General features: G+C 61.3%; 16 protein-coding genes and 1 rRNA gene. 11 read left to right on the top strand and 6 right to left on the bottom strand.

Annotation, left to right across the window (positions count from 1 at the left end; translation table 11 throughout):
- Position 1: 1 nt before the first annotated feature.
- The 5 genes from M2A_RS09465 to ubiG all read right to left on the bottom strand — a co-directional run bounded on the left by M2A_RS09465 (position 2) and on the right by ubiG (position 4,667).
- Entirely contained in the window at positions 2–1,315 is a 1,314-nt protein-coding gene (locus M2A_RS09465) for a DSD1 family PLP-dependent enzyme (protein ID WP_156101719.1), read from the bottom strand.
- A gap of 3 nt (positions 1,316–1,318) precedes the next feature.
- Positions 1,319–2,701 (bottom strand): D-arabinono-1,4-lactone oxidase, encoded by a 1,383-nt coding sequence (locus M2A_RS09460; protein ID WP_045446370.1) that lies wholly within the window; start codon positions 2,699–2,701, stop codon positions 1,319–1,321.
- Positions 2,702–2,738: 37 nt separating this feature from the next.
- Positions 2,739–3,206 (bottom strand): c-type cytochrome, encoded by a 468-nt coding sequence (locus M2A_RS09455; RefSeq protein WP_197052894.1) that lies wholly within the window; start codon positions 3,204–3,206, stop codon positions 2,739–2,741.
- 67 nt (positions 3,207–3,273) lie between these two features.
- Entirely contained in the window at positions 3,274–3,927 is a 654-nt protein-coding gene (locus M2A_RS09450) for a TetR/AcrR family transcriptional regulator (RefSeq protein ID WP_045446367.1), read from the bottom strand.
- A gap of 50 nt (positions 3,928–3,977) precedes the next feature.
- Positions 3,978–4,667, bottom strand: coding sequence for a bifunctional 2-polyprenyl-6-hydroxyphenol methylase/3-demethylubiquinol 3-O-methyltransferase UbiG (gene ubiG / locus M2A_RS09445; RefSeq protein WP_045446598.1), 690 nt, complete (start codon positions 4,665–4,667; stop codon positions 3,978–3,980).
- 347 nt (positions 4,668–5,014) lie between these two features.
- Between ubiG and M2A_RS09440 the strand changes: the two genes are divergently transcribed.
- The 9 genes from M2A_RS09440 (at position 5,015) to M2A_RS09400 (ending at position 18,502) form a co-directional block, all read left to right on the top strand.
- Positions 5,015–6,277: an aspartate kinase gene (locus M2A_RS09440; RefSeq protein WP_045446595.1), complete on the top strand. Its 1,263-nt coding sequence runs from the start codon at positions 5,015–5,017 to the stop codon at positions 6,275–6,277.
- Between the two features lie 78 nt (positions 6,278–6,355).
- Positions 6,356–8,623, top strand: coding sequence for a phosphoenolpyruvate--protein phosphotransferase (ptsP, locus tag M2A_RS09435; protein WP_045446364.1), 2,268 nt, complete (start codon positions 6,356–6,358; stop codon positions 8,621–8,623).
- 378 nt (positions 8,624–9,001) lie between these two features.
- Positions 9,002–10,201, top strand: a complete 1,200-nt coding sequence (locus M2A_RS09430) for a helix-turn-helix domain-containing protein (protein ID WP_045446361.1) — start codon at positions 9,002–9,004, stop codon at positions 10,199–10,201.
- 185 nt (positions 10,202–10,386) lie between these two features.
- Positions 10,387–11,538, top strand: coding sequence for a flavodoxin-dependent (E)-4-hydroxy-3-methylbut-2-enyl-diphosphate synthase (gene ispG, locus M2A_RS09425; RefSeq protein ID WP_045446356.1), 1,152 nt, complete (start codon positions 10,387–10,389; stop codon positions 11,536–11,538).
- A gap of 45 nt (positions 11,539–11,583) precedes the next feature.
- The gene (gene prfA, locus M2A_RS09420) at positions 11,584–12,651 is read left to right on the top strand and encodes a peptide chain release factor 1 (RefSeq protein ID WP_045446353.1); all 1,068 of its coding nucleotides are present in this window, start codon (positions 11,584–11,586) and stop codon (positions 12,649–12,651) included.
- Positions 12,648–13,526 carry a peptide chain release factor N(5)-glutamine methyltransferase gene (gene prmC / locus M2A_RS09415; protein WP_244444414.1) on the top strand — a complete coding sequence of 293 codons (879 nt, stop codon included), beginning with the start codon at positions 12,648–12,650 and terminating at the stop codon, positions 13,524–13,526. The genes prfA and prmC overlap by 4 nt, the downstream gene beginning before the upstream one ends.
- 439 nt (positions 13,527–13,965) lie before the next feature.
- Positions 13,966–14,691, top strand: a complete 726-nt coding sequence (locus M2A_RS09410; protein WP_081875531.1) for a DUF4167 domain-containing protein — start codon at positions 13,966–13,968, stop codon at positions 14,689–14,691.
- 220 nt (positions 14,692–14,911) lie between these two features.
- A complete protein-coding gene (clpB, locus tag M2A_RS09405; RefSeq protein WP_045446344.1) occupies positions 14,912–17,518 on the top strand; it encodes an ATP-dependent chaperone ClpB in 2,607 nt (868 codons plus the stop codon).
- A gap of 129 nt (positions 17,519–17,647) precedes the next feature.
- The gene (locus M2A_RS09400; RefSeq protein WP_045446341.1) at positions 17,648–18,502 is read left to right on the top strand and encodes an alpha/beta fold hydrolase; all 855 of its coding nucleotides are present in this window, start codon (positions 17,648–17,650) and stop codon (positions 18,500–18,502) included.
- Positions 18,503–18,568: 66 nt separating this feature from the next.
- On the opposite strand, the gene M2A_RS09395 is transcribed toward M2A_RS09400, so the two are convergent.
- Positions 18,569–20,149 (bottom strand): M23 family metallopeptidase, encoded by a 1,581-nt coding sequence (locus tag M2A_RS09395; RefSeq protein WP_052379365.1) that lies wholly within the window; start codon positions 20,147–20,149, stop codon positions 18,569–18,571.
- Between the two features lie 270 nt (positions 20,150–20,419).
- Between M2A_RS09395 and M2A_RS17995 the strand changes: the two genes are divergently transcribed.
- Together M2A_RS17995 and M2A_RS09390 are read left to right on the top strand one after the other, a co-directional pair.
- Positions 20,420–20,995, top strand: coding sequence for a hypothetical protein (locus tag M2A_RS17995; protein ID WP_156101718.1), 576 nt, complete (start codon positions 20,420–20,422; stop codon positions 20,993–20,995).
- A gap of 288 nt (positions 20,996–21,283) precedes the next feature.
- Positions 21,284–21,602 (top strand): 16S ribosomal RNA (locus M2A_RS09390); the annotation flags it as partial.

The raw sequence follows: 21,602 nt of genomic DNA, 5'->3' as shown, positions 1-21,602 counted from the left end.
CTCATGCGCCTTGCTGGAAGACCGGCCAGCTTTCCACGATGCGCTCTTCCGCCGGGTCGTAAACGGCAATATCCCCGAATTGGAGGAAAACGAATTCGCTCTGTGTCGGGCGGAAGGTAACGTGATCGCCCGGCTTCAAGGAGATGTGGTCCGAATGGTTCAGCATTTCCTGATTGGTCGAGCGTCCGAACAGGGAATTGAGCTGCAGGCCTTGCGGGGCGACGGGTTTGGCGAGCCATTTGCCGCCATAGATGAAGGCGGTTTTGGCGCTGTTGCGGTCCCAGGCCGAGGTGAGGCCGTAGAGAAATTCGAGGCCCGGAATTTCCGTGCGCTCGGCGGTTTTGAGAACCGGGGTCGAGATGAAGGCCGCCGGTTCATGGCCTTCCAGCGTCGGAATGTCGAAATCGGTCGGTTTGACGAGGGCCGAACCCACCGCCACTTCATTGGCGATTTTGCTTTCCGTGTGAAAGCGGTAAGTCGGGCTGCCTGCTGTGTTCAGCGTCAGCGCGTCTCTGTTCCAGGCCTCGCCATAATGGGCGCGGGCGGTCTCCACGAACCCCCGATAGACGGCTTTCGAGTTTTCGATGGCGCTTTCCTGCCAGCCGAGAAGGCCGGGCACGCTGGCAAGGTGCGGGTCGTAGCCCATGAAGCCGGAAAAGCTGAGCCCGGGCGCGGCATCGATCGCCTCCAGCATGGTTTTGAGTGTGGCTTTGTCGCGCACGCCGCCCCTGTGCAGGCCGACATCGATTTCGATATTGACGCGCATGGCAACCCCCAGCGCCTTGGCAAGGTCTGCGTATTGCGCAAGGCGCTGGGGCGTGTCGATCAGCCATTCTACTTGCCGGGCCGGATCGAAAGAGCCGGGGGCGGCATGATCGTAGAACCGCGCCGCCGCTGCCACCGGCATCGGTTTGCCGAGGAGGACGTTTGCGCCGGGTACATTGGCGGCGACGTAATTGAGGAAGGGCTGATGGAAGACCATGAGCTTGTCCGTGCCCGCCCGTTCCATGATGCGTTTGACAAGGCCGAGCGCGGGCAGGGATTTCGCCACGATCCTGTAGCCCATGCCGGGGCTAAGATCGGCTTTTAACAGGTCGATATTCCGGTCGAGCGCGGCGCGGTCGATGACAAGGGTGGGCCGTTCCAGCTTTTCGCGTTTGAGCGCGCCCGTCATGGCATTGAAATAGGGGGTAGCCTCCGCACCGTTATTCGAAGGGCGCAGGCCGAAGAAACCGGCGGTGAGCCCGAGCGCCGCGCCGCCGCCGATGAGAAGGCGCCGGTCGATGGAGGCAAGCTGTTTCTTGAAATCGGCCATGGCTCAGGCTTCTCCGAAAACGTGGCGCAAATGATCGTTGAGGAAGATGCCTTCCGGGTCGAGCGCGCGGCGCACTTTCAGGAAATCGTTCCAGCGCGGATAAAGCGCGGCGAAATCGTCTGCGCCCAGCGTGTGAAGCTTGCCCCAATGGGGCCGGCCATCATGAGCGCGGAAAATCGGTTCCATCGCCTGGAAGTAAGGTTCGTATTCTTCTTCGTGATAGCGGTGGACGGCGATGGAGCAGCTCTCGCGGCCCGTAAAGGGCGAAAGCCAGAGATCATCGCCCTTCACGAAGCGGAACTCGATGGGGAAGAACACTTCGATATTGTTTTCCTCGATCGTGCGGCGCACTTCCTTCAAGGCATCGAGCGCCTTTTCGCGCGGCAGGTGATATTCCATCTCGTTGAAGCGCACGCCGCGCTCGCTCGGATAGATGCGCCAGGAGGTATCGACATAGACTTCTTCGGGCAGGTCTTCGAGCTCGGAGCGGATGAGATATTCGCGCAGTGACGGCGCCCAGCCCAGCCACTCCTGCAGCGCCTTCAAGGTCATCACGGCATCATCGTCATCGGTGCTGACGCGCGGACGGATGTCTTCATCCGTCTCGTCATGGGTGATGGCAAGGCACATACCCGAATAGGGAATGTAATAGAATTCGAAATTGCGGTGCTGCGCGGCGAGGCTCTCGGCCTCCTCCATCATCTGATCGAAGGGCAGGGACCAGATGCGCCGCGTCAGTTTGTAGGGCGTGCGGTTTTGCAGCGTGATTTTGGTGAGAACGCCGAGCGCGCCGAGCGAGACGCGGGCCGCTTCGAACACTTCCGTATTCTGTGACGGCGAGCAGGTCAGCACTTCGCCGCTCGCAGTGACGAGTTCAAGCTGGGTGATATAGCTCGACAGCGAACCGAACTCTGCGCCCGTCCCATGGGTGGAGGTGGAGACGGACCCGGCCAGGGTCTGCTTGTTGATGTCGGGCATATTGATCAGCGCTTGGCCTTTTTCTTCGAGTGCCTTGCCGATATTGCCGAGCCTTGTGCCTGCGCCGAAAGTGGCGGTCATGTTCTCAGCATCCGCATCGAGGACACCGGAGAGGCGGTCGAGGGAGAGCACTGTGCCCTCTGTCGGCACGAGCGCGGTGAAGGAATGGCCGGCCCCCACCGGGCGGATGGGACGCGGGGCTTCTTTAAGGAGCGCGGCGAGCTCGCCGGCCGTGCCCGGCGCAAGGCGGGCTTCGGGCAGACAGCTTTGCCCGCCCGACCAGTTCTGCCATTTGATGCGCCGAGCGGACTGCGCCAGCGCTTTAAGCGGCGTGCCGGCGGCAAGGGCGGCGGCGCTCACGGCGGCACTGGCCCCAAGGGTCAAGATTTTGCGGCGGGTAAGGTCCATGGTCCGGCTCCTGGGCTTCGGCTTATTTGAAACGGGATTAAGGCGCGCCTTCAGGCTGGGGCTGATTGGCGAGAAAAGCGATGAGCTTTTCGAACTCTTCCACAGAGCAGTCGGGGCAGAGGCCGAGCGGCGGCATGGCGCCGAAGCCGTTCAACGTGCTTTGCAGCAGGCCGTCCCTGCCGCGCCATTCCAGCCGCTTTGCCCAGGCTTTGATGTCGCCCGAGAGCGGCGCGCCGTTCATCGGGTCGCCATGGCAGGTCTTGCAGGAGCGGGCATATTTTTCGGCAAGAACGGGATCATCCGGCAGCCGCGCGCGCGCGTCCTCGGCGATTTCCTCCGGGCTGCGGGTATCTTGCGGCTCATCGGGCGCGCAGGCGGCAAGGCCCATAAGCGCGGCGCCGAGGCCGAGCGCCAGAACGGACCGGCTCGGTTTAAGCGGCGGCGCGGTTTTTCTTGAAGAATGGTCCGCGGCATATGCCGCGCTTGGGTTTACAGAACCGGGCACGATCATTCCCCCTTGATGTGCTGTTCTGAAGACAATGGCGGAAACGGCCGGGCCGATCAACAATAAATTAGTTATCGCTATCTTTGCGGAATTTCTCCAGCCAGGGCGCCCAATAGGCCCTGAGCTGACGCGAGGCCTCCTTGACGATGTCCTCATAGGAGAGCCGGTCTTCCTCCAGCGCCATTTCCACCGCGGCATAGCCCATCTCGACGGAAAAACGCGCCTGTTTCCAAGCTTTCTCGCGCGATTCCATCGGCGTGATCGTGGCCAGATATTCGACGATGAGATCAGTGACCTGCCGGTGGGAGGCAAGGCGCACATCCTGCAATGTGGGCACGGCGCGCAGAGCGCGCATGATGGCAAGGCCTCCCGGCTGTTCCACCGTAACGGTGATGGTGCGCAGCATGAAATCTTCCGCGCTTTCGAAAAGGCCGACCGGGTCAGGCTCGCCTTGCTCGGAAAGCCACGCCATCGCCACTTCGTTCTGGCGCTCCATCAGCCGGTCGCCCAGCGCGCGCAGTACGGCATATTTATTCGGGAAGTAGCGGTAGAGCGCGGGCACGGTCACGCCCGCATGTTCGGCGATCATATTCGTGGAGATACGCTCCACGCCTTCTTCTTCCAAAAGGCGGGCGGCAACATCCAGCAGGCGCTCATAGGTGGCTTTCGCCCGTTTTTGGCGCGGCTGAATTTTCGGTTCCAGGTTTACGCTATGATCCATACCGGTTGCCCTCCCCCTTTCCGGAGACTCTCCGGTTTCCTATCCGTCAATTAACGGACAGGCACGGCAACGAGCATGTAGTTTACGTCTCTATCGCCGCTGAGAAACCACCTATCTTGCAAGGGATTATACGACACACCGGTCAAGTGGTTCACTTTCAGCTTCTGGCGCTGCAAATGCCTCTCAAACTCCTGCGGGGTAATGAATTTGCGCCAGTCATGGGTACCTCGCGGCAGCCAGCCCAGCACATATTCCGCGCCGATGACGGCAAGGCCGAGCGCTTTCAACGTCCGGTTGAGTGTGGCGCAGATCATCATACCCTCCGGCTTCAGCATGGCGGCGCAGGCGGCCAAAAACGCATCGACATCGGCGACATGCTCGATGACTTCCATGTTCAAAATGACATCGAATTTTTCGCCCGCTTCCGCCAGCGCCTCGGCGGTGGTGGCGCGGTAATCGATGGCAAGGTCCTGCTCGGCGGCATGGACGCTGGCGGTCTTGATGTTCGCCTCCCCCGCATCCGCGCCCACGACCTCAGCCCCCAGCCGTGTCATGGGCTCGCTCAAAAGCCCGCCGCCGCAGCCGATATCGAGCAGGCGCAGGCCTTTCAGCGGCTGGCGTGCGCTCTCATCCAGGCCGAAATGGGCACAGACCTGGCTGCGGATATAGCCGAGGCGGACGGGATTGAATTTATGGAGCGGGCGGAATTTCCCCCGCGGGTCCCACCATTCCGCGGCCATGGCGCTGAAACGGGCGATTTCTCCGGCATCCACCGTGACCCCTTGCGGCCCTTGGGAGGGGTCTTGCGGGGTTTTTGGGCGCGGGCGCTTCCCGGACGGAGCCTTGGCAGAGGCGGGGGAAGAGGCAGGGGGTTCGCGTTTCGGGTTCATTCAGGACCTTCTGGGGCTTCCGGGGCCCGTGGGGGGCGCCTTTTCAGGGGCGGTTGCGACTTGCCGGGCAAGCCAGTATGTATGAGCCCGCCGGTGCGGGGCCGTAAAGTTTCGGATGTTTCATCACTTTCATCCAGTCCTTGTATATGAGCCAAGAGCGGCTGCGGTCCAGACGCCCGCATCAAAGAGGAGAAATGATGGCCCGTTTGGTCATGAAATTCGGCGGCACATCGGTAGCCGATGTGGAGCGTATCAAGAATGTCGCTGCCCACGTGAAACGTGAGGTGGACGCCGGCAACCAGGTTGCGGTGGTGGTCTCGGCCATGTCGGGCAAAACCAACGAACTCGTCGGCTGGGTGAACGAAGCGGCGCGCCTGCATGACGCGCGCGAATATGACACCGTCGTCGCCTCCGGCGAACAGGTAACGGTCGGTCTTTTATCGATTGCGCTGCAGGAAATGGGCGTTGCGGCCCGCTCCTGGCTCGGCTGGCAAGTGCCGATCCGCACGAACGGCGCGCACTCGACCGCCCGTATCACGGAGATCGACGGCACCAACCTGATCGAACGTCTCGAACAGGGACAAGTGGCGGTGATTGCCGGTTTTCAGGGCATCGGCCCGGACAACCGAATCACGACCCTTGGCCGGGGCGGCTCGGATACGAGCGCCGTTGCCATTGCCGCCGCCATCAAGGCGGAGCGCTGCGACATCTATACGGATGTGGACGGTGTTTACACGACAGATCCGCGTATCGTTGCGAAGGCCCGGCGCCTTGATAAGATCAGTTACGAAGAAATGCTGGAAATGGCATCGCTCGGTGCCAAGGTTCTTCAAACGCGGTCGGTGGAACTTGCCATGGTGCACGGTGTGCGCCTGCAGGTGCGTTCCAGTTTCGATGCGCCCGACGCGCCGCAAGGCGGCGGCGAGGGGGCAAATTACAATGGCCCAGGTACCCTAGTTTGCGGTGAGGATGAGATTGTGGAACAGGAAGTCGTCAGCGGTATTGCCTATACGAAAGACGAAGCGAAAATCACGGTCCAGAAAGTCCAGGATCAGCCCGGCGTCGCCGCGAAAATTTTCGGACCGCTCGCCGATGCCTCGATCAATGTGGATATGATCGTTCAGGACGTCTCCGAAGAAGACAAGCGCACGGATGTGACCTTCACGGTGCCGGCGAGCGATCTGGCCCGCGCCGAAGACGTGTTGCGCAAAGCGCAGGCCGATATCGGTTTTGAGGAACTGAAAAGCGATACGGATGTCGTGAAACTGTCGATCATCGGCGTGGGCATGCGCTCGCATGCCGGTGTCGCGCAAAAGATGTTTCAGACGCTTGCCGACAAGGGCATCAACATCCATGTGATCTCTACGTCGGAAATCAAGGTTTCCGTTCTGATCGATGCTGAGTACACCGAACTTGCGCTGCGTGCCCTGCATTCGGCCTATGAGCTCGATGCCGCGTGAGCGGCACCGGGCCCATAACGGCTTTGTGCGGAAACCGGGTGTCAACGTTCTCATTTGAGCCGGAAAGGTGACGGGCTGATGCGGCGCGATGTCGGCAATCCGCGCGTTTTGCTGCGGCGGCTCCGGGAGGCGATGGCCGAACCGGGCAGCCCGCAAAAACGCCTCGACAAGACCGTGGTTCTGATCGCGCAGAACATGGTCACAGAGGTGTGCTCGCTTTACCTCTTGCGCAAAGGCAATCTGCTCGAGCTGTTCGCCACGCAAGGTCTGAACCCTTCCGCCGTGCACCAGACACGGCTGCGGGTGGGCGAAGGTCTTGTCGGCGACATCGCCCAGCATGCCCGCCCGCTCAATCTGACGGATGCGCAGGCGCATCCCGCCTTCGCCTACCGGCCGGAAACAGGCGAAGAAATTTACAAGTCCCTGATGGGCGTGCCCATCTTGCGCGGGGGGCGGGTGATCGGCGTGCTTGTCGTGCAGAACCGCACGATGCGTCACTATTCCGAAGAGGAAGTCGAGGCGCTGGAAACCGTCGCCATGGTGCTGGCCGAGCTGATCGGTGCGGCGGATCTTCTCGATGCGGACGAGTTTTCCGAAGTGGCGGCGAGCCAGCCCGGCCAGCCGCATTATCTTGCCGGCACCTCGCTTTCCGAAGGCATTGCGCTTGGCCATGCGGTGCTGCATGAGCCGCGCGTTCATGTCACCCATCTCATCGCGGAAGATGTGGATCAGGAAATCGCGCGGCTTGAAAGCTCGGTCTATGAGCTTCGCTCTTCCATCGACCGGATGCTTTCCACCTCCGATCTCTCCCATGCGGGCGAGCACCGCGAGGTGCTGCAAGCCTACCGCATGTTCGCCAATGACCGCGGCTGGCTGAAGCGCATGGTCGATGTGGTGCGCACGGGGCTCACGGCAGAAGCGGCGGTCGAGCGGGTGCAGAACGACACGCGTGCGCGCATGCTGCGCCAGACCGATCCTTATTTGCGCGACCGGCTGCACGATCTCGACGATCTTGCCAACCGGCTCTTGCGGGTTCTGACCGGGGTCGGGCTTTCCTCCGTCAGCGCCATGCTGCCGGAGGATGCGATCGTCATTGCGCGCAATATGGGCCCGGCGGAACTGCTCGATTACGACAAGTCGAAATTGCGCGGGCTGGTGCTCGAAGAAGGCGCGGCGAATGCTCATGTCGCCATCGTGGCGCGCGCGCTCGGACTTTCGGCGGTGGGGCGCGCGGACGGCGTGCTCGATCATATCGAAGACGGCGATGCGATCATCGTCGACGGGGATACGGGCGAGCTTTACATCCGCCCCTCGCAGGAAGTCGTCGAAGCCTATTCGGAAAAAGCGCGCTTCCGGGCGCGGCGCCAGGAACAATATAAAGCCATCCGCCATGAAGAACCCCGGACGCTGGACGGCGTGCGGGTCGATCTCAATGTGAACGCGGGCCTGCTTGTCGATCTGCCGCATATGGAAGAATCGGGGGCGGATGGGATCGGTCTTTTCAGAACCGAGCTGCAATTCATGATCGCCTCGACGCTGCCGAGCCAGAAGGATCAGCAGGAACTTTATCAGGCGGTGCTCGATGCGGCGGGCGATAAGCCCGTCGTCTTCCGCACGCTCGATATCGGCGGCGACAAGGTGCTGCCTTACATGAAGGTGGCGAACGAAGAAAACCCGGCGCTCGGCTGGCGCGCGATCCGCATCGCGCTCGACCGGCCCGCGCTGTTGCGTCATCAGCTGCGCGCGCTTCTGGCGGCGGCGGCAGGGCGCGAGCTCAGGCTCATGTTCCCGATGGTGACGGAAGTTTCCGAATTCGTGCGTGCCCGCGCGCTCGTCGATAAAGAGCTGCGGCGGCTCGAGAAATTCGACAAGCCGCGCCCGACCGGGTTGCAAGTGGGCACGATGCTGGAAGTGCCCTCGCTTGCCTGGCAGTTCGATACGCTTTTACCGCTGGTGGATTTCGTCTCCGTCGGCTCGAACGATCTCTTGCAGTTTTTCTTTGCTAGCGACAGAGGCAACGCACGGGTTGCCCAGCGCTATGATTTGCTATCGCCCTCCGCGCTGAATTTCCTGCGCCATGTGGTGCTTGCCTGCCAGAAGCACGGCGTGCCGCTGACGTTATGCGGGGAAGTTGCGGGCAAGCCCTTGGAGGCCATGGCGCTGATAGGGATCGGTTTCCGGCGGATTTCCATGTCCCCGGCCGCCGTCGGCCCGGTGAAAATGATGGTCCGGTCGCTCGATACCGGCAAATTGGCCGCTTTCATGGAGGCGCTTTACGCACGTCCCGATGCCAGCGTGCGGGGCGACCTTTTGCGTTTTGCCGAAGAAAACGATATCCAGCTCTAGAGGGCAGGAAAGCATCCACAGGGCACCGGCACTCCGCATTGACCTATTTTGCCTTTGATTTCAGATAGATCGGTCATTGCGCCGGGCTTCGTCTTTTGATTTAGTTAACCAAACAGCGTTACGATCCTGGCAGCTTGGGTAGCGGACGGCCTTGATGTCCAGTTCTTGCGTCCGGTTCGCATTTGGGGATGCGGGCTGGGGCGTTTAGGCTGCAAGAGTTGATGAAAACGGCAAGAGGCGGTCCTTTGTCCTTGCCGGGTCCTTGCCAGGTCCTTGCGGGATGAAGGCAGGGCGCTGGGAGCCTGGCGGGCGCGGGGAAGCGGCCTGCAGGGTCCAATTGGGGTTTTGGCGAAACGAGAGATTCCGCGAGCGGGACTTATGGTGGATCAAGAAGGTTCAGATGCTGAGCAGGAAGCTGGCCGCCGCCGGCTCCAGCTTCGCGACATTCGCGACGATGTGCCCGAGACGGGCAGCCCCGCGGTGGAGCGGGTGGGCGACAAGCTGCGCGCGGCCCGGCTGAAACGCGGCGAGGATCTGGCGCAGATTTCCGAAAGCCTGCGCATCCGCCGCGCCTATCTTGAGGCGCTGGAAGACGGGCGTCATACGGCGCTTCCCGGCCGGCCCTACGCGCTGGGTTTCATCCGCTCCTATGCCGCTTATCTGGGGCTCGACGGGGCGGCGATGGCCGATGCCTATAAGCAGGAAACCGCGCCGCCCGATGAAACGGGCGAACGTGCCGGACAAGGCGGTCCGCAGGCCGGCAACGATGCGTTTTCCTTTCCTGAAGTCATCGAGGAAGCGCGGCTGCCGCGCGGCTCGCTGATCATTCTTTTCTTCCTTTTGGCCGGCGCAATTTATGGCGGCTGGTATCTGTCGATTTCCGCCGACAAGATGGTGAGCGAGCGTGTGCCGCCGCTTCCCGCGCAGAGCGGGGAAAGCAGTGCCGCGCCCGCCCCTTCCGGCGATGAGCCTGAAATCCGCTCTTTTGCGGGCGACCGGGCAACGGCGGCGCCGATGAGCCGGAGCCCTGCCTTGCAGCGCCAAGCGCTGCTCGATGACGCGCTGCCGCTCGAAGCTGGGCCGCTTGAAAATTCGGTTCCCGAGCCTGCCGCCCCCGCTCTTGAAGGCAGCGCGGGTGAAGAAACGGCGGGCGAAGAGCAGATGGCCGCGCTCACCCCTGCGCCCGGCAGCGAGACCGGGCCGAGCCCCGCCCAGACGCTCGACACGCGCGCTGGGCGGCCGGAAGATTATGAAACCCCGGATGGAGGCGAGGCGACCGCCACACCGCTCGATGGCGGGGCCGTTTATGGCGCGGAAGGGGCGGCCGCAGGCCGGGTCATCATCCGCGCCCTTAAAGATGCCTGGATGCGGGTGGAAGATCAGGCCGGCAACGTGCTGATCAATCAGACGCTGAAATCCGGCGATGTTTACCGCACGCCCAATATCGACGGGCTTATTCTGGTGGCCCGGGACGCGGGTGCCTTTGAAATTCTGGTGGACGATCAGTCGGTCGGCTATGCGGGCCCTGCGGGTTTGGTCCTGACCGGCAAGTCGCTCAATCCGGGCGATCTGCGCTGATCAGGGGTTTATGCGGCTTTTGCGCCTTTTGCGCCTTTTGCGCCTTTAATTCGCCCGGCAGGACGCCTCGCGGCCTTGATAGCTGCAAGCGCGCGTCCATTTTGCTATAGAACGCGAAACGGTTCTAAAAGACGGCAGCGGCCCTTGCGGCTGGCCCGGTCAAGCCTGCGGAAGGCAGTTGGTTCATGAGCATTCGTCCTTGGCGCGATATCGAGCGGCGCAAAAGCCGCCAGATTTTTGTCGGCAACGTGCCGGTGGGCGGCGATGCGCCGATCACCGTGCAGTCCATGACCAATACGCTCACTCATGACGTGGCGGCGACGGTGGCGCAGATCCATCAGCTGGAGGAAGCTGGCGCCGATATCGTGCGCGTCTCCTGCCCGGATGAACCTTCCGCGCGGGCGCTTAAAGAAATTACCGCCGAGGTTTCCGTTCCCATCGTGGCGGATATCCACTTCCATTATAAGCGTGCCATCGAAGCGGCGGAGGCGGGGGCGGCATGCCTGCGCATCAATCCGGGCAATATCGGTTCACCCGCGCGCGTGCGCGAGGTGGTGCAGGCGGCGAAAGATCATGGCTGCTCGATCCGCATCGGCGTGAATGCCGGCTCGCTGGAAAAACATCTTCTGGAAAAATACGGAGAGCCTTGCCCCGAAGCGATGGTGGAAAGCGCGCTCGATCATGTGCGTGTGCTCGAAGATAACGATTTCCGCGAGTACAAGATTTCCGTCAAGGCGTCGGATATTTTCCTGACCGTTGCCGCTTATCAGGCGCTGGCCGAAGCGGTGGATTGCCCCTTGCATCTTGGGATTACGGAGGCGGGCGGGCTGATGAGCGGGACGGTGAAGTCTTCCATCGGTCTCGGCTCGCTGCTTTGGGCGGGCATCGGCGATACGATCCGCGTCTCCCTTTCCGCCGATCCCGTGGAAGAGATCCGCGTCGGTTTCGATATCCTGAAATCGCTTGGCCTCCGGCACCGGGGCGTCAATATCATTTCCTGTCCCTCCTGCGCGCGTCAGGGCTTTAATGTCATCGAGACTGTCAAGGTGCTGGAAGACAGGCTTGCGCATATCTCCACGCCTATGACGCTCTCCGTCATCGGCTGCGTGGTGAACGGGCCGGGCGAGGCGACGCATACCGATATCGGTTTTACCGGCGGCGGCGCGGGCTCGGGCATGGTCTATCTTGCCGGGCTGCCGGACCATAAAATGGCGAATGACAAGATGATCGATCATCTTGTCTCGCTGGTTGAGGAAAAGGCCGCCGAAATCGATAAGGCACGGGCCGAAGAAGAAGCGGCAAAGAAAGAGCTGCCCCATGCGGCGGCGGGCGATTAGCGCGGGGTCCGTCGCCCTTTCCTTTTTCTTTGCAAGACCGGACCCATGATACCCCAGGAAAAGCTGCAGCGCGTTCTCGACCGGTTCGATGCCATTCAATCGGAAATGAATTCCGATCTGGCGCCGGACCGCTTCGTCAAACTCTCCAAGGAATTTTCCGAGCTCCAGCCCATTGCCGCAGCGGTCATGGAGTACCGCGATGCCGTGGCGGCGCTTAAGGAGGCCCGCGAAATGCAGGCCGATCCTGAAATGGCGGAGATGGCGCGCGAGGAAGCCGAAGAGCTGGAAGAGCGATTGCCCGAGCTTGAGCGCGGCGTCGAGCTGATGCTGCTGCCGAAAGATGCTGCCGATAATTGCAACGCTATCGTGGAAATCCGCGCCGGGACGGGCGGCGATGAAGCGGCGCTTTTCGCAGGCGATCTTTTCCGCATGTATGAGCGTTATGCCGCCGCGCGCGGCTGGAAGATCGAACTCATCTCCGTGTCGGAAGGCGAGGTGGGCGGCTATAAGGAAATCATTCTTGCCGTTTCGGGCGAGGGGGTTTTCGCGCGGCTGAAATTCGAAAGCGGGGTTCACCGGGTGCAGCGCGTGCCGGCAACGGAATCGGGCGGGCGCATTCATACCTCCGCTGCAACGGTTGCGGTTTTGCCGCAGCCCGAGGAGGTCGATGTGAAGATCGAAGACAAGGATTTGCGCATCGACGTTTACCGCTCGAGCGGGGCGGGCGGCCAGCATGTCAACACGACCGACAGCGCGGTGCGTATTACGCATATTCCGACGGGCATCGTGGTGACGCAGCAGGATGAAAAATCCCAGCACAAGAACCGCGCCCGCGCTTTGCAGGTGCTGCGGGCCAGGCTCTTTGAAGCCGAGCGCGAGCGCCAGGCGGAAGAGCGGGCGGCAACGCGCAAGGGCCAAGTGGGCTCCGGCGACCGCTCGGAGCGCATCCGTACCTATAATTTCCCGCAAGGGCGCGTGACCGATCACCGCATCAATTTGACTTTGCACAAGCTCGACAAGGTGCTGGAAGGCGAAGCGCTGGAGGAACTTATCTCGGCGCTGATCGCCGAAGACCAGGCCGCCCAGCTTGCCGCCATGGGCGATGTCGCGTGAGTAAGGCGCCGCCCTCCGGAGCTTTGCCGAGCCGGGAAGACATGCGCCGCCAGATGGCGGTAGAGCTCACCCGGAGCGGTATCGAGACTCCGGCGCTCGATGCGCGCCTTCTTCTATGCGCCGCGCTCGGCGTGGAAGAGATCGCGCTGATCTTAGCCCCGGAAGAAAAACTGAGCATTGAAGAGCGGGATGCCGCACAGGCCTTTCTTGAGCGGCGGCTTGCGGGTGAGCCCGTCTCGCGCATTCTGGGGCGGCGGGAGTTTTGGGGGCTTTCGTTCGGCCTCAATGACGCAACGCTCGACCCGCGCCCCGATAGCGAAACATTGGTGGAAACGGCGCTCCGTCATTTTAACGCGCCGGAGGGTGAAAGCCCGCGGGTGCTCGATCTCGGAACGGGCACGGGCTGCCTGCTGCTGGCGCTGCTTCATGCGCTTGACGGTGCTTGGGGGCTCGGCACCGACCGCTCTGAAAAAGCGCTGCGCATGGCCCGGCAGAATGCAGCGGCGCTGGGCCTCGAGCGCCGCGCGGCCTTTGCCTGTGCCGATTGGGGCGGGGCGTTTTGCGGGCGTTTTCACCTTGTGGTAAGCAATCCGCCTTATATTCCTTATGCGGATATCGGCGCCTTGCAGCGCGAGGTTAGAGACTACGATCCGCATGCCGCGCTTAATGGCGGTGAGGACGGGCTCGATCCTTACCGTGTTCTTTTCCGGCAGTTCGGTGCGCTGGCGCTTGATGGTGGTATCGGCGTTTTCGAGTTCGGTGCGGGGCAGGAAACGGCCTTGCTCGATCTGGCCGAGCGCGCGGCGCTCGATGTGATCGAAGTGGCCGAGGATTTGGCCGGAAAACCCCGCGTTATGGCCGTTCGCAGGCGATAAAAACGGGCAAAAAAGCCGCGTAAAAAAGACTTGGAAAGACCGGGCCCAGCGGCTAGGTTGCGAGTGAGGGTTGGCGCTTTGAGTTGCCGTCCCGCCCATGGATCCTTCTTCGATCTTTCATTCGGAGGAAGTTTTTCGACGGGCGGCAAGGCTTGGTTTCAGACAAACTTGATCTCAGGCAATCAAAGCATAATGGTAACGGGTGCCGTGATTGGGCACCTTCGCCAAACTTCTACGCATCATTGCCTAAGCAGTTCGCGCCTGACGGCTTCTACCGGCGGAATTGTGCGATGAGCGTATGAGCAGAAATTTCACGGCGGAAAAAGAATACGTTCTTTCGCTCCGCTCTAGCGGCGAGATATGCCGATCACATTATCGAATGGGCGTATAGCCAGTAGATAAATCCATTTTTTTGGACTGTTACGAGAGTCGAAAAACAATGAGGCAGGGTCAAAACCCAAAAAGAGCCCGCGGCCGTGGCCGCCGTCCGCAAAATCCGCTTGGACGGACCATGGACAGCAGCGGGCCGGATGTAAAAATCCGCGGCACCGTTCAGCATATTTGTGAGAAATATCAGGCGCTCGCCCGCGACGCGCAATCTTCGGGCGACCGGATTGCGGCGGAGAACTATCTTCAGCATGCGGAGCATTACTACCGGCTGATTCTCCAGCATCAAAGCTATTCGAACGACGAGGCGCGCCAGAACGGCGATGCCCGGCGCTCCGAGAGCCAGGATAATGGCGAGGAGGGCGAGTACGAGGAAGGCGGCGACGGCGCTGCAGCGCAAGGGGCTGGAGCACAAGGGGCCGGAGCACAAGGGGCCGGAGCACAGGCAGATGGCCAGCCCCGGCAAGCGCGCACACGCGGCGGCCGGACTCAGAACCGTCAGCCGTCACGGGACCAAGACCAGCGGAACCAGGCGGGGCAGGATCAAGCTCCGTCCGATGAGCGGGCAAACGGCGCGCAGGACACCGGGGAAACGGCTTCAGGCAATGGCCGCGACAACGGGCCGGCAGCCGAAGAAAACGGCGACGCCGAGGCGCAGCCCAAGCGCCGCACCACACGCCGGCGCCGCGCGCCGCGCAGCGATGCCTCCAGTGAGGGCGGCGATGAAGGCCCGTCGGGAACCGGTTCGGACGGCACGCCGGCGGAAGCGGCCCAGTAACGCGCTGCCGCGCGCAGATTTTCAATCCCACTCTTCTTGTGTGGCAGATGGGGCACACCCATATAGATGAAGCGCGGCGCCTTTAAGGGCCGCGTCATCTTCTGCTGTTTGTCTGGGCTTCAAGGGAAGCTGCGGCATGCGGCAGATCAATGCCACAATAGACATCTCGGGCTATGCTGATTTGATCGGGTAACCTTGATGTGCTGACAAGAGGACCGTCATGGATCTGGAAAAATATACGGACCGTGCGCGCGGGTTCATTCAATCCGCCCAGGGTTTGGCGCTGCGTGAAGGCCATCAGCGCCTGACGCCGGAACATCTGCTCAAAGTCATTCTGGACGATGAAGAAGGGCTTGCCGCCGGCCTCATCCGCAATGCAGGCGGCGATCCGGCCGCGGCTTTAAGCGCGGTGGAAGCAGCGCTTGCCGCCATCCCCAAGGTTGAAGGGGGCGGCGCCGGGCAGCTTTATCTCGCGCCTGAAACCGCAAAAGTTTTCGAGCAGGCCGAACAATTGATGAAAAAGGCGGGCGACAGTTTCGTCACCGTCGAACGGCTGCTTTTGGCGCTGGCCATCGAGCCGGGCACGGGCGCGCAAAAAGCGCTTTCGGCTGCCGGGGCCAATCCGCAAAATCTCAATGCCGCGATCAATGAAATACGTAAAGGGCGCACCGCCGACAGCGCCTCGGCGGAAGAGGCCTATGACGCCTTGAAGAAATATGCGCGCGATCTGACCGAAGAGGCGCGCAACGGCAAACTCGACCCGGTGATCGGGCGCGACGAGGAAATCCGCCGCTCAATCCAGGTGCTCTCGCGGCGTACGAAAAACAACCCGGTGCTGATCGGCGAGCCCGGCGTCGGTAAGACGGCCATCGTGGAAGGGCTGGCGCTGCGCATCGTCAATGGCGATGTGCCCGAAAGTCTTCGCAACAAGTCGCTGCTTTCGCTCGATATGGGCTCGCTCATCGCCGGGGCGAAATACCGGGGCGAGTTCGAGGAGCGGCTGAAAGCGGTGCTCTCGGAAGTCGGCTCGGCGGACGGGCAGATCATTCTTTTCATCGACGAAATGCACACGCTTGTCGGCGCGGGCAAGACGGACGGGGCGATGGATGCCTCGAACTTGCTCAAACCCGCCCTGGCGCGCGGGGAACTGCACTGTGTGGGCGCAACGACGCTCAACGAGTACCGCAAATATGTGGAAAAGGATGCCGCTCTTGCCCGCCGCTTCCAGCCGGTCTTCGTTGCCGAGCCGACGGTGGAAGACACGATCTCGATCCTGCGCGGGCTGAAAGAGAAGTACGAGCTGCATCACGGGGTGCGGATTACCGACAGTGCCATCGTTTCGGCGGCGACGCTGTCGGACCGCTATATCACCGACCGGTTTTTGCCCGACAAGGCTATTGACCTTGTGGATGAGGCGGCAAGCCGGCTGCGCATGCAGGTCGATTCCAAGCCGGAAGAACTGGACGAGCTCGACCGGCGGATCATTCAGCTCAAGATCGAACGCGAAGCGCTGAAAAAGGAAACCGACAGCGCCTCCAAAGAGCGCCTCGATCGCATTGAGCAAGAACTGGCCGAACTCGATTCGAAGTCGGCGGCGCTGACTGCTGCCTGGCAAGCGGAAAAACAGCGCCTGGGCGATGCGCAAAAGCTCAAGGAAGAGCTGGACGGCGCGCGCAACGAACTCGTGCAGGCGCAGCGCAAGGGCAATCTGGAGCGGGCCAGCGAGCTTTCCTACGGCATCATTCCGGCGCTGGAAAAGCGGTTGCAGGAACTTGAGCAGGCCGAGGAAGAAAGCGAGACGCTGGTGGATGAGGCCGTCACGAACGAAGATGTGGCGCAGGTCGTCTCCCGCTGGACGGGGATTCCCGTCGACAAGATGCTCGAGGGCGAGCGCGAAAAGCTCCTTCAAATGGAAACGGCGCTGCGCGGACGGGTGATCGGGCAGGAAGAGGCGGTTGCCGCCGTCTCCCGCGCCGTGCGCCGCGCGCGCGCGGGCTTGCAGGATCCCAACCGGCCGATCGGTTCCTTCCTCTTCCTCGGGCCGACGGGCGTCGGTAAGACGGAACTGACGAAGGCGCTCGCCGGGTTCCTCTTCGATGACGATCAGGCGATCTGCCGGCTCGATATGTCCGAATATATGGAGAAACATTCGGTTGCCCGGCTGATCGGGGCGCCGCCCGGCTATGTGGGTTATGAAGAAGGCGGGGCGCTGACCGAGGCGGTGCGCCGGCGGCCCTATCAGGTCGTGCTTTTCGACGAGATCGAAAAAGCCCATCCGGATGTCTTCAACGTGCTTCTTCAGGTGCTCGATGACGGGCGCCTGACGGACGGACAGGGCCGCACGGTCGACTTCAAGAATGTCATTATCATCATGACATCGAACTTGGGCGCCGAGTTCCTGGCCGCACAAAGCGAAGGCGAGGACACGGAGGCCGTGCGCGAACAGGTGATGGATGTGGTCCGTGCCCGCTTCCGGCCCGAATTCCTCAACCGGCTCGATGAGATCCTGCTCTTCCACCGGCTGGACCGCAGCCAGATGGACGCCATTGTCGATATCCAGCTTGCCCGTTTGCTGGAGCTTCTGGCAGGGCGGCACATCACGCTGGAACTGGACGGCGCGGCCCGGCACTGGCTGGCCGAGAAAGGCTATGACCCTGTCTATGGCGCCCGGCCTTTGAAGCGGGTCATTCAGCGCAATGTGCAGGACCCGCTTGCCGAGCTCTTGCTGGAAGGCGAAATCAAGGACGGGGAAACCGTCAAGGTGACGCTGGGCGAAGACGGGTTGCTCTTCAATGAGAAGGCAGCCGAGCAGGCGGCGGCGGAATAAGTCTGATGAAACGTGTTTGAGAAGGCCGGGCCCTGCCCGGCCTTTTCTTTGGTTCTTGTTTCCCGCTCTTGCCTCTGTTCTTTTGCCGTCTCCTGCTTTTAAGTTGGGGCGCAACAGGGGAGAGATTTCATGAGGAAGGTTTGGGCAGGACTCGCCGTCCTCTTGCTGCTAGCTGCAGCGGGGGCTTACTGGATCAATCAGTCGGCAAGCGGCATTCCGGGCTTTTATGCCTGGAAGGCGGTGACAGGCGCGCCTCATGCGGCTGACAAGGTGCCGGTCAACGGCATCGAGCTTTACTACGAGGTTTACGGTGAGGGGCCGCCGGTGATCGTGCTGCATGGCGGCACGGGCTTCATTGAAAGCATGCATTATCAGATCAGGGCCCTGAGCGACGCGCACCGGGTTATCGCGGTGGACAGCCGCGGGCATGGCCGCTCGAGCGAGCCGGCAGGCGCGCTGCATTACCGCGACATGGCCGGCGATGTCACGGCGCTGATGGATCATCTGGGCATTGCCAAAGCCGATGTCGTGGGCTGGAGCGATGGCGGCATTATCGGCCTGCTGCTCGCCGTCCATGCGCCGGAGCGTGTCGGCAAAGTCGTGGCGATCGGTGCGAATTACGATGTCAGCGGAATCGAGGGGGATTTTTCTTCGCTCAGTGCGGATGATGAGGCCTTTGCAGCGGCGCGCGGCATGTATGAGCGTCTGGCGGAGGACCCTGCACACTGGCCTGTCTTCTTTGGGAAGATCATGACCATGTGGCAGACGGAGCCCTCCATCACCGAGGCTGAACTGCAAGGCGTATCGGCGCCCGTTCTTGTTATGGCGGGGGAGTTCGATTCCACGAAACCGGCACATACGGAAAAAATGGCGGCGCTTTTGCCGAACGGCCAGCTCCATATCGTGCCCGGCGGGAGCCACTTCATCCCGCTGGAAAAACCGGAGGCTGTGAACGCTGCTGTTTTGGCGTTCCTGGCGGAATAAGCTTGGGCCTTGCGCAAAGAAAAGGCCGGAGAAGTCTCCGGCCTTTTTATGTGTGCCTTGCGCGGCTTATTCGGTGATATCCGCCTTGGCGACTTTCGTCAGCTCGGGCGCGGCAGCCATCTTCAAATTGATGTCTTGTTGAATGGCGGCGAATTTTTTGAGCTCCGCTTTCGCCAGTTTGCGCCCGGTCGGCACGCGGATTTTAAGCGGATTGGTCTTCTTGCCATTGACCATGACTTCATAATGCAAGTGCGGGCCCGTGGAGCGGCCGGTGGTGCCGACATAGCCGATCACCTGGCCCTGGCGCACGCGCCGGCCTTCCTTGATGCCGCGGGCGAAGCCGTTCATATGCGCATAGGCCGTCTTGTAGCCATTGGCATGGCGCAGCCGGATATAGTTGCCGTAGCCGCCATAGCGGCGGGCCATTTCCACCGTGCCGTCGCCTGCCGCATAAATCGGCGTGCCGGTGGGCGCGGCGAAGTCCGTACCCGAATGAAGTTTCGTGTAGCCCAGGATCGGGTGCTTGCGGCGGCCGAAATTCGATGAGATGCGGGCGCCGTCGATCGGCGTCTTCATCAGGAATTTCTTCATGCTCTGGCCGTTCTGGTCGAAATAGTCCCAATTGCCGTCACCCGGATCGAAGCGCCAAAGCTGGCGTTTCTTGCCGCCGACGGTCATGGCCGCGTAAAGAACCTGGCCTTCGCGCACCGCAACGCCGTTCTCGTCATAATCGCGGGCGAAGAATACCTCGAAACTGTCGCCGACGCGGATCTCGCGCTGGAAGTCGATGTCGTAGGAATACATCCGGATCAGCTCGACCGTGATGGCAGGGGGAATGCCTGCATCATTGGCGGCGAGAAAAAGGCTGGAATCGATGGTGGCTTTGGCTTGCACGTAGCCGGTCTTCAGCTCCGTGACGATCTCCTCGCCTTTATACGTGCCGTCGGCCATGCGGTGCACGGCAACCTGGCGGTCGACATCGGTCTTGATCGCCATGGAGAGCAGCGTGTTGGCGGGCGCCTCTTCATCCGCGTTCGCTGTCGCATCGGCCTCGCGCGGCCATTCCTCGAAAGTCAGTTCCAGTTCCTGGCCGGCACGCAGCTTGCGCGGGTCATAATGAGAGCGCATGGCTGCGATCGCCATATGCGCGTCCTCGCGCACGGCGCCTTTGCCCACAAGCACGCCCATCAGCGTGTCGCCGCGGCCGACGGAGACCGTGCGGGTAATGCGTTCCGGCGTGACCGGCGCTGCCGCTTGCGCCTTTTGGGCGGGCGCGTCGGCGCTCAGAAGTTCTTCCGTAATCTGATCTTTGGCGCTCAGCTCGGTTTCATCCGCCGTCTCGCCAAGTTCTTCCTGTGTGGTTGTCCGCGGCTCTTCCAGCCGCAGCGTTACCGGCGCGACAGAAGAGGCGGCAACCTGCGCGCGGCCTTCTTCATGCGGGCGCATATCTTCCACCAGCAGCTTGGGCGTGGCATCGGCCGCCAGAATGGCAGGTTCGGTGCCGGCATGCGGGGCGAGCAAGACGCCAAGGCCGATGCCGAGCAGGGCAAGGGACAAGCCCGCCATGCCGGCGGCAGCTTTCAGATACCTGCTGCGCTCGCTGGCCGAGGCGGTGCCGGGCACGGCCAGATACCCGGCCGATGCCATAAGACGTTCCTTGAAGGTGTGAAGGCGCTCTTTAAGAGATCGCTGCCATTTGGGTGTGTGCTGCGGCCAAGCAGTGTCTTCTGCCGCCCGCCAATACGCGGCGTTGCCGTTTCTCGATGAATCGTCCACGCGAGTCCCCGAATCGAACAAAGATACCCCCAATTCCCCAGGTAGCCTGCCTGCTTCACGCGAGGCGCCTGCTTCACGCAAGGAGCTTGCCTCGCTCAAACAGTGACCGTTTCCGCTATCCCCATAACGGTGATCCGAACGATGACCCGCTATGGAACAAGTGTCAATTGGCCACGCAGTATTCGGGCCAATATTTCCCTCGGTTTTCCGCAAGTTAGCCCTTTTTGTTCGACCGTACAGGAAGATCGCCTGCTAACGCCTTCCAATTGCTCGTCTTTTCCCAAGCATGGTTTTGAGTTTGTCACAAAAGGTCCAATAAACCGTGAATCGCCGGGCGATTCACCGCTTGGTTCCCGGCCAAGTACCGGCAAGGGCGGAAAACTGAGTCAATTCCGGAGCCGGTTTAATTGGTTTCTGGCGGAAGAAGGTGGTGGGCCGGGGAAGTTTTTTCGCCTCATCCGGGAGAATATTTTCATATTTTTCAGGGGGTTAGCGTATGCCGGTGAAAAAATTCAGAAATCCTTCAAAAAGGTGTTTGACACCCCCGGAGAGTCCCCATATAAACCGCGCTCACCGGGCCACGGCGCTTCGGCGCTCCACTTCCCGGTGGAAAGACGGTTCCTTCGCAAGGTCTTGCGTTTGAGCGGTTTTTGTGGCCAAATCGAAGATCCAACGCTTCGTACAAAGGCTGGCCGCCTCGTTAAGTTAATGAGGTGAATCAGCTTCTTCGGTCTGGAAACAGACTGACGTGTTTTGGGACGCCTTGCGGCTTAAAGCACACTTGCTCTTTGACATTGTGGTTTTGAGAAAGAGAAACGTGGACGGCGGGTCCTGGCGAGCTCAGGAACGTCTCTCGGGGCAACTTGAGAGAAACGCTTGAGCGCACAAGACACTGACTGTCTGACGTTTCAAAACACCCTGTCATTTGACCTTTTGGTCAAAAGACAATTTTGAGTGTTTTGCGTCGGCCTCGGTAGTTTCACCGGGGTAACAGTCGGATCAGCTCAATTTGAGAGTTTGATCCTGGCTCAGAACGAACGCTGGCGGCAGGCTTAACACATGCAAGTCGAACGCGAACGCACCTTCGGGTGTTAGTAGAGTGGCAGACGGGTGAGTAACGCGTGGGAACCTACCTAGGGGTACGGAATAACGCAGGGAAACTTGTGCTAATACCGTATACGTCCTTCGGGAGAAAGATTTATCGCCCCTAGATGGGCCCGCGTTGGATTAGCTTGTTGGTGAGGTAATGGCTCACCAAGGCTACGATCCATAGCTGGTCTGAGAGGATGATCAGCCACACTGGGACTGAGACACGGCCCAGACT

It is taken from the genome of Tepidicaulis marinus (assembly GCF_000739695.1).
In the GTDB taxonomy this organism is placed as follows: Bacteria; Pseudomonadota; Alphaproteobacteria; order Parvibaculales; family Parvibaculaceae; genus Tepidicaulis; species Tepidicaulis marinus.
Note: the sequence above shows the minus strand (reverse complement) of the source record. Positions and strands in the feature narration are given on the sequence as shown.